This window comes from Flavobacterium araucananum, assembly GCF_002222055.1.
Lineage (GTDB): Bacteria > Bacteroidota > Bacteroidia > Flavobacteriales > Flavobacteriaceae > Flavobacterium > Flavobacterium araucananum.
Window position 1 is genome coordinate 102,184 of record NZ_MUGS01000002.1, and the last position, 13,373, is coordinate 115,556.

General features: G+C 35.5%; 9 protein-coding genes. 2 read left to right on the forward strand and 7 right to left on the reverse strand.

The annotated features are described in order from the left end of the window. Nucleotides 1–3: 3 nt before the first annotated feature. The 5 genes from B0A64_RS00790 to B0A64_RS00810 form a co-directional block, all read right to left on the reverse strand. Complete coding sequence (locus B0A64_RS00790; protein ID WP_089477646.1) at nt 4–306, reverse strand: hypothetical protein; 303 nt, start codon at nt 304–306, stop codon at nt 4–6. A gap of 220 nt (nt 307–526) precedes the next feature. Continuing rightward, a complete protein-coding gene (locus B0A64_RS00795) occupies nt 527–859 on the reverse strand; it encodes a hypothetical protein (protein WP_089477647.1) in 333 nt (110 codons plus the stop codon). Between the two features lie 64 nt (nt 860–923). Further along, nucleotides 924–3,404, reverse strand: coding sequence for a TonB-dependent receptor (locus tag B0A64_RS00800; protein ID WP_089477648.1), 2,481 nt, complete (start codon nt 3,402–3,404; stop codon nt 924–926). A 216-nt stretch (nt 3,405–3,620) separates the two neighbouring features. Further along, nucleotides 3,621–4,865, reverse strand: coding sequence for a 2-oxoglutarate dehydrogenase complex dihydrolipoyllysine-residue succinyltransferase (gene odhB, locus B0A64_RS00805; RefSeq protein WP_089477649.1), 1,245 nt, complete (start codon nt 4,863–4,865; stop codon nt 3,621–3,623). Between the two features lie 81 nt (nt 4,866–4,946). Further along, a complete protein-coding gene (locus B0A64_RS00810; RefSeq protein ID WP_089477650.1) occupies nt 4,947–7,721 on the reverse strand; it encodes a 2-oxoglutarate dehydrogenase E1 component in 2,775 nt (924 codons plus the stop codon). Between the two features lie 116 nt (nt 7,722–7,837). Here B0A64_RS00810 and B0A64_RS00815 point away from each other — a divergent pair, with 116 nt between their 5' ends. Beyond that, nucleotides 7,838–8,389: a hypothetical protein gene (locus B0A64_RS00815; RefSeq protein ID WP_089477924.1), complete on the forward strand. Its 552-nt coding sequence runs from the start codon at nt 7,838–7,840 to the stop codon at nt 8,387–8,389. A 463-nt stretch (nt 8,390–8,852) separates the two neighbouring features. Here the strand turns inward: B0A64_RS00815 and B0A64_RS00820 are convergent, their stop codons facing one another. Both B0A64_RS00820 and B0A64_RS00825 read right to left on the reverse strand, forming a co-directional pair. Next, a complete protein-coding gene (locus B0A64_RS00820; RefSeq protein WP_089477651.1) occupies nt 8,853–9,206 on the reverse strand; it encodes a hypothetical protein in 354 nt (117 codons plus the stop codon). 40 nt (nt 9,207–9,246) lie between these two features. Further along, entirely contained in the window at nt 9,247–10,272 is a 1,026-nt protein-coding gene (locus tag B0A64_RS00825; protein WP_089477652.1) for a LacI family DNA-binding transcriptional regulator, read from the reverse strand. A 163-nt stretch (nt 10,273–10,435) separates the two neighbouring features. Here B0A64_RS00825 and B0A64_RS00830 point away from each other — a divergent pair, with 163 nt between their 5' ends. After that, nucleotides 10,436–13,075: a TonB-dependent receptor gene (locus B0A64_RS00830; RefSeq protein WP_089477653.1), complete on the forward strand. Its 2,640-nt coding sequence runs from the start codon at nt 10,436–10,438 to the stop codon at nt 13,073–13,075. The last annotated feature ends 298 nt before the right edge of the window (nt 13,076–13,373 follow it).

Here is a 13,373-nt window from a genome sequence, read left to right on the forward strand (position 1 = left end):
AAGTTATTTTGCTACGGGATTGTAAGTTTGACCAAGATAAATAAAAAGAGAAAAAAATAAAGTAAGGAGCAAATAGATGCCCCAGATTTTCCATCCGCTTTTTGCTAAAAAAGCAATTACCATTAATGCTACCCAAAGTATAAATCCGGTAAAAGCCATTGTCATTAAAATATTAGCACGGTTAAACCAGGAAGCTAAAGCCAAATGAAAACTGACTGAAACAAAATAGCCGCCAAGTATAGCAGCTGTTATTTTGGCAAATCGTTGCCATTTTGATTGGGTTAGATATTTAGGATTTGCTGGCATATTTTGGTTAGAAATGGTTTGGTTATAATTCGTTGGGTCTAATTAATTCTAACACATAGAAACATAGAATTTGACCTTTCAAATAAGGCGTTTCACTTTGTTAAAATTTACAGAGTATTGCTATGTGAAAGAAATGTGTTTCTTTTTGCATTCTTTTTTAGTATAAAATCTATGTTTCTATGTGTTTAAATAAAATATTTTTGGAATTACACCCTACAGGTTAGTTAAAATAAAATTCTAATAAAGCGACAATTACAAAGAGTGCTATAATAGCAAATCGGTTTATTTTTTTTAAAGGTGCCAAAATGATAATTAAACTACCAATGGTCATGAGTTGAATAAAAAACATCAAAGTCCCGCAGCACAAAGATTGAGTTAGTAACCAAAGAGAATACGCTACTAAAAGAAGTCCTAAACCTAAAAATTTGGTTGGTTTAGGATTGCTTTTCATCCATTTCTCGAAACCCAGATCATAAGATAAAGTGGCTCTTTTTGAGGTGTAATACAAAGTATAAAATGCTAAAAAAACGATGAGACTGGCTGTTGTTATCATAATTTCATAGAATTTAAAAAAACACCTTTCTACAAGATAGAGAAAGGTGTTTTTTGTTTTTTTATTAGAATCTGTAAGAGAAATTTGCTGCCAAACTTCTCATGTTTTTTGGGTGTATTGTAGACCAACCATCATAAGTATCAACGTTTGCGATATTATCAAGTTTAAGTGTCAGTGTAAATTTTTCAGTTCCGTAGAAAACAGAAGAATTAAGTACGGTGTATTCCGGAATTGTAAATTGTCCTGTCAAAGTACGGTTCATGATTTTGTTATCGCTGGCATAATTTCCTCCAAAACCTAAACCAAAACCTTTTAGGTCACCTTCTATAAATCTGTAGCTTGCCCAAAGGTTTGCTAAGTTTTGTGGCCCTGCACTTTCTGGTCTGTGGCCTACGAAATCCGGGTCACCGGCAGTCAAAAGAGCATCATTGTAGCTGTATCCAAAAACAATGTTTAAACCATCAATTGGGTTTGCAACAATTTCGGCTTCGAAACCTTTGTTTCTTTGAGCACCGTCTTGGTAAGAGGTTTGAGTTGTTGCTGTATAAACGGTATAAACCTGATATTTAACCTCAGTGTTGTAGTAGCTAAAAGTTGCGTAAAGTCTATCTTTAAAGATGTTTAATTTTGTTCCAACTTCAAATTGGTTGGCATGCTCCGGAGAGAAAGTTCTGGGTCTTGAAGTTCCGTCTGCAAGAATGTCGCTGGTTGGTGCAGAGTTAGCAAAACCATCCATATAGTTTGCAAACACAGATACTTTGTCAATTATTGGTTGGTATACCAATCCAAATTTAGGTGAAAAAGCAGTTTGGTTGTAATCATCCGTTTTTGTAGTTACATCACCTTGTGTCATGAAACGGTCTGCACGTAAACTTGCCATTGCAGACAATGCCGGAGTAAAGTTGATTACATCAGACACATAAGCACTGATTACTTCCTGCTTTGTTTTATTATTGTTCATTGGTGCCGAAGCTAAAAGTGATTCAGCACCTGCTTTTGTCAATTTTCCGCTATCGCCATTCGTAATATATTTTGTTGGGTCAGTAATTTTATAAAGGTTTTCATTTACTGTTTTTACATCAAGATTTCCAATATAAATATTTCCATTTGCGACATAACCTGAACCATTGTCAATTGATCCTCTGTTAAAATAATCTAAACCGGCAACAATTCTGTTTCTTAGTTTTCCGATTTTGAAATCACCAATAAAATTTTGTTGAATATCAGTTATTAAAGTAGTTGCATTTTGGTAATTCATTTGACGCCCTAATACAATTCCTTGCGGGATGCCAGTAGTATATTGAGTTCCCTCATATAAGTAGGAGTAATATCCTTCGGTTTTTGCTGAATTTCTTGAAACAACAGTTTGTGAAGTCCATTGGTCAGAAATTTTATAGTTCATTTGACCTTGTAAGCTATAAGATGGAGTTTCTACAGCAAGTTCATTACTGGTATAAGAACGTTTGTTGTCATAACCTAATTCATTCATGTTGTGAACTCTTAGAGGAGCCCCTCTGTCCAGGAACAACATCGTAGGATTCGTTGATTTGTTGTTCATGAACTCCGTATTAATGAAAAACGAAAGTCTGTCGCTTACCTGATAAGATAATGAAGGGGCAAAAAAGAATGATTTTTTAAATCCGGCATCCTGAAAGCTGTTTTCGTTATGGTAAGCCGTGTTAATGCGTAAGTTTACTTTATGTTCGTCGTCTAAAGGAGTATTAACATCAGCAGTAACGCGGTTTAAGCCGTAGCTTCCTGCGGTATAATTAATTTCTCCCCCAAAATGATCGTACGGTTTTTTGGTTGTTAAGTTGATTAAACCTCCGTAAGAGATTAAGCTACTTCCAAATAATGTTCCTGATGGTCCTTTTATTACTTCTATTTTTTCAATATTAGCAGGATCTAAACTCCCGTTTGATAAAGCCGGTAATCCATTGATCATGCTTGGTTGCACAGCAAATCCTCTAAGAGAAAAATAAGCAGCGCCATCTCCACCACGTCCTGTAGATGCCCAAAGAGGGGATAATCCCGGAGCATTTTTAAGAGCATCGTCAATATTAGTAACGACTTGTTCTTTTAGTAATTCGCTTGTAATTGTAGTATAAACTTGTGGGTTTTCAAGATTTTTAAGAGGCAATCTTGATACTTGTTGTGTTTCTTTACGGGCTAATGAATTCTTTTTTCCATTACCGTTAATTACAATTTCGTCTAATTGTTCAGAATTTGCAGTGATCGTAAAATCTTCTACTATTTCGTCACCGGCATTAAGGGAAACACTTTTTTCTTTAGAAGAATGTCCAACAGAAGAAACTTTAATAACATAGTTTCCCGGTTTTAGGTTTTTGATTTCATAAAAACCATTGCTGTCTGTATTGGTTCCTATTTTTGTTCCTTTTAAAACAATTGAAACGTTGTCTGCAGCTTGAGAATTAGCTAAACTAATCTGACCTTTAATACTTGCTTTTTCTTGTGCCGAAATACTTGTTGCAGCTAATAGAAAAAAACAAAAGCTCAAAAAAGAAATTGTAAATTTATATTTCATTTTTATTTAGAATTGATTTTAATAGCGCAAATTTAGTTGTTGAAGGGCAACTATACAAGCTATTCTTATTTATTCTAAATTAAATATTTTTTAAAGGGTAAAATTTACGTTTATTTAAAAAATTAACATCTTAAGCAAGATTTAAGCTAATATTAAGAAAAAAACCCTGTTCAAATTGATGAACAGGGTTTTTATTTATATTGAAAATTATTACAATTACAACTCTAAAGCACGTTTAGCATCGCCATTCATCAATAATTCTAATGGGTTTTCTAAAGCTTCTTTTACTGCTACTAAGAAACCAACAGACTCACGTCCGTCGATAATTCTGTGGTCATAAGAAAGTGCTACATACATCATTGGATGAATTTCTACTTTACCGTTTACAGCAATTGGACGCTCAATAATATTGTGCATTCCTAAAATTCCTGATTGTGGAGGATTGATAATCGGAGTACTTAACATGCTTCCAAAAACACCACCGTTGGTAATTGTAAAAGTTCCGCCAGTCATATCATCAACAGTAATTTGACCATCACGAGCTCTAAGGGCTAATCTTTTGATTTCAGCTTCAACTCCACGGAAAGTTAATAATTCGGCATTACGAACTACAGGAACCATAAGACCTTTTGGTCCTGAAACTGCAATTGAGATGTCTGCAAAATCATACGCTATTTTATAATCACCATCCATCATTGAGTTAACATCCGGATATAATTGCAAAGCTCTTGTTACTGCTTTTGTAAAGAAAGACATGTATCCTAAACCAAGACCACCATGTTTAGCTTTAAAAGCATCTTTGTATTCGTTACGAATTTGGTTGATTGGTGTCATGTTAACTTCGTTGAAAGTTGTTAACATTGCAGTTTCATTTTTAGCCGCAACTAATCTCTCTGCTACTTTACGACGTAACATAGACAATTTTGAACGCTCAGATCCACGGCTTCCACCAGTTGGAGTTCCCATAGAAGGTACTGCATTTACAGCATCATCTTTAGTTATTCTTCCACCTTTACCAGTTCCTGAAACTGTTGCTGGTGCTATATTTTTTTCGTCTAATATTTTTCTAGCTGCCGGAGATGGAGTTCCTGCCGCATAACTTGTAGCTGCCGGAGCTTGTACCGGTGCTGCTTTTGGCGCTTCAGTTTTTACTTCTGCCTTAGGTGCTTCGGCTTTTGGAGCTTCTGCTACTGGTGCAGCCGGAGCATCACCTGCTGGTTTTACACCATCAGTATCAATTAAACAAACTACAGCTCCTACAGCAACTGCATCACCTTCTTCTGCTTTTAGCGTAATAATTCCGCTCATTTCAGCCGGTAATTCAAGAGTTGCTTTGTCTGAATCAACTTCAGCAATAGCTTGATCTTTTTCTACATAATCTCCGTCTTTTACTAACCAAGTTGCAATTTCAACTTCTTTTATTGATTCCCCTGGTGATGGGACTTTCATTTCTAAAATCATCTTTGTTTTTGTTTAAGGTTTTTATGGTTTAAAGTTTCTTGTTCATGTAAAACCGGAAACTTTAAACTTGAAACATTCTTTTTATCTGAATAAATTTTTATCGAATACCATTCTAATTGCATCTGCATGACGACGTTTTGCACGTGTATAACTTCCTGCTGCAGGAGCGGCGTAAGCTTTTAATGAAGCTAATCTCCATTTTACAAGATCAAAGTTCATTAACATAAAGCTGTAAGCTCCCATGTTTTTAGGCTCTTCTTGTGCCCAAACATAATCATCGGCATTTGGATACTGAGCGATAATTGCCTTCAATTGTTCAACCGGTAAAGGGAACAATTGCTCAATTCTTACTACAGCAACGTCATTTCTTCCGTTATTTTCTCTTTCAGCAACAATGTCATAGTAGAATTTACCGGTAACAAAAACTAAAGTTTTTACATCTTTTTTGTTTACGGTAGTATCATCAATTGTTTCCTGGAAACTTCCTGTTGCTAATTCTTCTACTGTAGAAACACATCTTGGGTCACGCAATAAACTTTTTGGAGAGAAAACCACCAAAGGTTTACGGAAATTTGTTTTCATTTGTCTTCTCAACAAGTGAAAGAAATTGGCTGGAGTTGTACAGTCTGCCACATACATATTTTGTCTTGCACAAAGTTGTAAGTAACGCTCCATTCTTGCAGAAGAGTGTTCTGCACCTTGTCCTTCATATCCGTGTGGCAATAATAAAACAATACCATTTTGGTTGTTCCATTTGTCTTCACCACAAGAAATATACTGGTCAATCATGATTTGAGCTCCATTAGAGAAATCTCCAAATTGTGCTTCCCAAATTGTCAAGGCATTAGGGTTCGTTAATGCGTATCCGTAATCAAAACCAAGAACGCCATATTCAGATAAAAGAGAGTTGAATACTCCAAATTTTCCTTTTTTGTTCTCAATAGCATCCAATAATATAACTTCTTCTTCAGAATCTTCTACCTTAACTACAGCATGACGGTGAGAGAATGTACCACGCTCTACGTCCTGACCAGAAATACGAACATCAAATCCCTCCGTCAAAAGAGAACCGTAAGCCAGTGCTTCTGCAGTTCCCCAATCAAGAGTATTATTGTCGTATCCGGTTTTTCTGTCGGTAACAATTTTAGTTATTTTATTGATGAACTTTTTGTCTGCCGGTAATGTCGAGATTGTGTTAATGATAGAATCCAATCCTTTTTTGTCAAAAGTAGTGTTTACTTTTTCAAGCATTTGGGTATCTGTTACCTGAACAAATCCGTCCCATTCGTTTTTCATGAATGGCGTTATAATCGTCAAATCTTTTTTACGGGAAGCTTCTAAGTTCTCCTCCATCAAAGTTTTGTATTCTTTTTCTAAAGCATTTACATAAGAAGCATCGATTACGCCGTCTGACAATAATTTTTCTGCATAAATATCTCTTGGATTTTTATGTTTTGCGATGATTTTATATAAAACCGGTTGTGTAAAACGAGGCTCATCACCTTCGTTATGACCGTATTTTCTGTATCCTAATAAATCGATAAATACGTCGCGACCAAATTGCATTCTGTAATCTAATGCAAAAGATACTGCGTGTACAACAGCTTCGGCATCATCAGCATTTACGTGCAATACTGGCGAAAGTGTAACCTTAGCAACATCTGTACAATAAGTAGACGAACGGGCGTCTAAATAGTTTGTAGTAAAACCAACCTGGTTGTTGATTACGATATGAATCGTTCCTCCGGTTTTATAACCGTCAAGTTGCGCCATTTGAATAATCTCATATAGTATACCCTGTCCTGCGATTGCAGCATCTCCGTGTACGGCGATAGGTAATACTTTAGAGAAATCATCAGCATAATATTTATCTTGTTTTGCTCTTGTAATTCCTTCAATTACTGCTCCAACCGTTTCTAAGTGAGAAGGGTTTGGTGCTAAATTGATATTGATATTTTTTCCTGTTCTTGTTTTTTTGTCAGCCGTAAGACCTAAGTGGTATTTTACGTCACCATCAAAATATTCCTGATCGTAATCTTTACCGTCAAACTCACCAAAGATATCCTGAGTTGATTTGCCAAAGATGTTTGCCAAAACATTCAAACGACCACGGTGGGCCATTCCCATTACAAATTGTTCAACACCTTTTTCAGCAGCTTGCTCGATCAAAGCATCAAGAGCCGGAATAATAGTTTCTCCACCTTCTAATGAAAATCTTTTTTGACCTACATATTTAGTATGCAGGAAGTTCTCGAAAGAAACAGCTTCGTTTAATTTTTCTAAAATGATTTTCTTCTCTTCAGACTTGAAGTTAGGCTGATTAACATTTACAGCCAGTTTTTCCTGTATCCATTTTACAACACCAGGATTTCTAATATACATATATTCAATACCAATATGCTGGCAGTAAATAGCTTGAAGACGGTTTACAATAGCTTCTAAAGAAGAAGGTGGTATTCCGATAGTCTGAGCAGCATCAAAAACGGTAGAAAGATCAGCCGTTGTTAATCCAAAATTTTCAATATCTAAAGTAGGAGACGAAGTTCTACGGTCACGAACAGGGTTTGTTTTGGTAAACAAATGTCCGCGGGTACGGTATCCATCAATTAATTTTAGAACATTAAATTCTTTTTGCAGTTTTTCTGAAACCTGACTGTAATCTGTGTTTGGGCTAGTCACATATTCAACAATATGTTGAACCGGATTTTCGTCATTATAAGTCGCTTGTCCAAAGTCGAAACCTTGAAAAAAACTTCTCCAGCTTGGCTCAACGCTATCCGGATTTACTAAATATTGATCATATAATTGTGCGAAAAACTCTGTATGCGCTGCATTTAAAAATGAAAACCTATCCATAATATTAGTGAATATACTTTTTGTTAAATAGAATGGCAAAAGTACAACAATCGCATTTATTTAAATCTTTTTTTTGCGTACTTTTACGTAAAAATTTGTTAAAAATAGACTCAACTATGAATAAAATTCAATTTTCAATCGATTGCAAACTTTTTTTTGTGATTTTGACAGTCTTATTTTCTAGTTCAGCAATTGCACAGCAAAATTATGTAATTGACAATAGCAATCATTTTTGGGATAAGGTACAATTTGGCGGGGGGCTTGGTTTAGGAATTGGTTCCGGTTATACCGATATTTCTGTAGTGCCAAGTGCTATTTATAATGTAAATGAGATTGTTGCAGTTGGTGTTGGTTTGCAGTTTGGTTATTTATCATCCAAAAATTATTACAATTCTTTTGTTTACGGTGGGAGTCTGATTGGGCTTGTAAACCCGATTCCTGAGATTCAGTTGTCTGCCGAATTAGAGCAGGTACGCGTAAATACAGACTATAATTCGACTCCTTACAGACCAGGTTATTCAGATAATTATTGGAATACGTCCCTATACTTAGGCGCTGGTTACAGAGCCGGAAATGTTACTATTGGTGCCCGCTACGATGTGTTGTATAAGGCAGATAAAAGTCTTTACGGATCAGGATTTATGCCTTTTGTGAGAGTTTATTTTTAAGGTGCAGAGGTTTCAAAGGGGCGGAGTAACAGAGGTTTTCCGTAGAGTCGTATAGCAGTGCATCTAAAGGTTTAAAGGAATTTCAGGAAGGTAATGAAAGATACCATGTAGAGTTTCTTGCGGAGATTCCTCGTTCCTCGGCATGACAAGATTGTGTTTATGATTGCGAAAAATGGATTAAAATCCATCCCTACAATATATTTTGTTCCTACGGAACTTCCTTAAAGAAATATTACTGAGGAATGATTTATTTTGTAGTAACGTTTCCTGAAGCTTCGGGATTATTCTGGTGATTTTTTTTGCTAAATATTCAATTTCGAAGATATATCTCGAAGAGATTACATATTGGTAGAACATTATTATACCACCAACATTTGTCCCATAGGGACATACCGTTTTAAAATTTAGCACAAAAAAGGGAAACCTCTGTCACTTTGCATCTTTGTGCCTTTGCCCCTTAATTTTACTTATAATAATTTCTAAACCAAACCTTCTGCCATTCTCTTTTTAAAACTAAAAAAGAAACCTGCTCGGCCAGAATTACCAGATCAGAACCATCTAGTTTTTTGATATCATTTTCGGGAACATCAATAATGTAAAGCAAGTTCAGATATTCAGCAAATTTGTACTGAATCATTCGGTAGATTTTTTCGTGAAGCTGAATTTTTAATTCTTCAGGCAAAATACGGAGCGGAAAATCTATGCCTTCATTGGCCAGATTAAAGTCTTTATTGATTTGCTCAATCAGGCTTATATATAGATTTCCACTTTCGGCATCGGCCAATAAAATATCGGTATTTTCAGGAATCGGAAACATTGATGCTTTTTAAGATTGGCGCAAAGTTAAAATTAAAAAATCATTTAACTGTCGATTCTCTTTCAATGATTCTTGTAGGAAGTTCAATAATTTGATGTGTCACTGGTCGATGCTCTTTTATATCGACAATTTCATCAATTAAAAGTGACACTGCCTGATGTCCCATTTCGAATCCGGGCTGATCTATTGTCGTTAATTTAGGAGAGATAACCGTACTCATAAACCAATTGCTAAACCCAAAAACGGCAACTTGTTCCGGCGTTTTTATTCCGGCTTCATTAAAGTATTTAATAATCCCGATGGCGACTAAATCGGTAATGGCAAAAATGGCATCGATATCCGGATTTTCGGTCATTACTTTTTGGGCGTTTTCGTAACCGTCTTCAAAATCAGTATTGTTATCGCACACATAAACTAGTTTCGAATCGTACTCGATTCCGTGTGCTTCAAGCGCTCTTTTATAACCTAAAAAGCGATCGATAGAATTTTGCGGAACATACGAACCTCTAAAATGCGCAATTCTTTTGTACCCTTTATTAATAAGGTACGAAACAGCATCAAAAGCCGCTTTGGCATCGTTGATAACCACTTTGGAGCAATCGACCCTTTTGGCAATTTTATCAAATAAAACTACCGGAGTATTTTTACGGATCGCTTCGTTAATATGTGAGAAATCGTCTGTCTCATTCGAGAGTGACATTAAAACACCGTCAACTCTTTTTTGAATTAATAAAGCAAGTTGTTTTTTCTCGAGTTCGTATTTTTCGTTTGATTGTAATATAATAACCAGATAGCCTCTTTTTTCGGCTTCTTCGAGAATACCATTTAGTACGCTGGAAAAAAAATGATGCACAGTGGCAGGAATTATAACGCCAATTGTTTTGGTTTCATTAGTTCTAAGGTTAACCGCAACAGAATTAGGCATGTAGTTCATCGTTTCGGCCATTTCGATAACTCTGGCGCGCGTAGATTTGCTAATATCTGTATATCCTTTTAGTGCTTTTGAAACCGTAGTGACCGAAATTCCTAATGCCGAGGCTATATCTATTAATTTTGTGTCATTCATGAAATAAAAGTACTAAAAATAAACTGCATTGATAAGTTTTTAAGTTCCGAAAACGTTTTAGGTGTTTTCGAAAACGTTTTCGATTTATAATTCTTATATTCCTTATTATTTGTTCCTAAGTTTGACAGTGATAACCATAATTACTAACTAACCAAACAAAAAAATGAAAAAGATACACCAGTATTTAGGCACATTACTTTTAATATTTTGCCTATTTTTTTTACCAAATAAAGGGTTTGCCCAAAATAAAAGTACTATTTCAGGAAAAGTACTTGATGATACCGGAGTAACAGTTCCGGGAGCAAATGTTTCGATTAAGGAAACAGGTAAAAGTACCGTTACAGACGAAAACGGAGGATATTCATTCTCGAATGTCGATGCAGGAACTTACACGATTATTGCAACCAATGTGGGGTATAAAACTTTCGAAAAAAAGATTGCCCTAAAAGAAGGAGAATCTCAGGAGGTAAATTTACTTCTTGAGGGAGAATCACAAAGTTTGAAAGAAGTTGTGGTTACGGGATCATCAGCGCCAAGATCTAAATTGGAGTCCAGCGTTGCCATTACTACAATGGGTGCAAAAGCGATCGAAGACAGAGCGCCATCAAGTACAGCGGCATTACTTCAAACCATTCCGGGATTTGTGGTAGAAGCATCTGGAGGAGAAATAGGAAACAACCTTTTTGCAAGAGGTATTCCCTCAGCGGGAGCTTATGAATATGTACAAATTCAGGAAGACGGATTGCCGGTTTTTGAAGATGGTGCTTTGCAGTTTGCCAACGCTGATACTTTTTACAGACTAGACGAAACAGTAAGCAAAATGGAAGCTGTTCGTGGAGGATCGGCATCCATTTTTGCGAATAATGCTCCCGGCGGAATTATCAATTTTATCTCAAAAACAGGACAAAATGAATTTCAGGGAAGAGCAAAATTTACGACTTCAGATTACGGAATGTTCAGAACTGATCTTAATTTATCAGGCGCTTTAATCAAGGACAAATTATTTTTTAATGTTGGAGGTTTCTACAGAGCCGATAATGGCGTTAGAAACACTGGTTTTACAGCAAATAAAGGGGGGCAGATAAAAGGAAACATCACTTATAAAATTGATGAGGACGATTATTTAAGAATTAATTTTAAACACCTTGATGACCGAAATGCATTTTATTTGCCAATTCCTTTAAAAAGCAATAACGGAAAAATTGAAGGTATAGATGGTTTTAATCCAAATTATGGAACGTTGACTTCTGTAAATTTCAGTCATTTGAATGTACCTCAATACGGCGGCGGAACTTTTAGTGCTGATCTAGAAGATGGTTCTCACCCAATTATAAACGCTATTGGAGCTGAGTTTAAAAAGAAAATATCGGAGAAAGTAACATTCAAAAATGCTTTCAAAAACACGAATATTGATTTAAACTACAATGCTATTTTTCCAAACGGAGGACCTTGGACACAGGATGCTTATGCAACAAGTGTGCAAAATACTACGGCAAGTAATTTGACTTATAGTTATGTAGATAACGGACAAAAACTTGATCCTAATGCTTTGATCATGAGAGCTGATTTATGGCACATCGAGAAAAAGATGAACAATTTTGCCAATAATTTCTCTTTTAATTTTGATTTAGATCCTGTAAAATTAACAGCCGGTTACTATTATTCGAACTGGAAATCGAACCAATACTGGAACTGGAATTCGTATTTGGTAAATGTTTCTGATAATCCGAGATTATTAAACGTAAAAGATAATACAACCGGAGTTGATCATACCTGGAATGGCGTAGAAAGAATTACCTGGTTAGAAAGAGACGCGCAAACTAAAGGGCTTTTGAATGATATTTATGCTGATGCAGAATTTAAAGCTACAGATAAGTTAACCTTTAATGCAGGCTTAAGATATAACAAAGACAAATATTCAGGATATAGAGATAACGCCAGATTTTTTGCCGAGAATTTAGGGATTTTAGACAACAATACGGCTGATGATGCGGTGACAACAGTAAAAGGAAATCCGTACACCTATTGGAGATATGATGTAAGCGAATGGTCGTATACAGCAGCAGGAAATTACAAGTTCAATGACAATATGGCTTCGTACGTTCGTTACAGCCACGGATTTAGATCGCCAATCGAAGAGTCATTTTATGACAATGCAGCAGATTTAAGCAAACTTCAGAATACCGAAGTAAACCAGTTTGAATTAGGATACAAATATGCGAGTTCATTTTTCTCTGTAAATGCAAATTTGTTTCACATGGGGTTAAAAAATGTTGCCTTTACGGATATTTTATCTGACGGATCATCTGAAAACAAATTTGCCGATGTAAACAATATTGGTCTTGAAGTAGAAACCAATGTGAGATATAGTATTGTAAAACTGAATTTTACTTTTACGGTTCAAAAACCGGAATACGATAATTTTACAGGTAAAAATGCAGATGGCTCTACTTTTGATTTTAACGGAAATACAGCACGCAGAATTCCTAAATTTTTCTGTAATCTAAGACCAGAAGTAGATATTACCAAAGATCTTACAGCTTATGTTCAGTTTTCTTACTACGATAAAAAATATACCAATCAGGACAACAAACAAGTTTTGCCGGCTTACAAAGAAGTTGGAGCAGGTTTAAGTTACAGATATAACAATCTTCGTTTTGCAGTCGATGCTTCGAATTTATTCAACGAAATTGGTTTGACCGAAGGAGATCCAAGACAAACAACATCTGCGGCAAGCGATGTGTTTATGGCAAGACCTATTTTAGGACGTGCGTTTAGATTTTCGGTAGCGATTAATTTCTAAATTTATATAAATCAAAATCTGTTAGTGTAACTCGTAAAAAAAATTAAACACATAGAAACATAGATTTTATCGTTTTAAAAAAAAGAACAAAAAAGAAACTGGTTTCTCACACATAGCTATGTGGATTAATGTAAGTGAAACGCCTTTTGAGTTCAATCTAAGCTATGTTTCTATGTGTTAAAATTTACAGCCATCAGGTTACAGCAAAATGACATACGGCAATGTAGAGGCGCACAGCAGTGCGTCTCCACAACGTAAACGTAAAAAATCGGCAACAAATCACAACCGAAAAAAAATT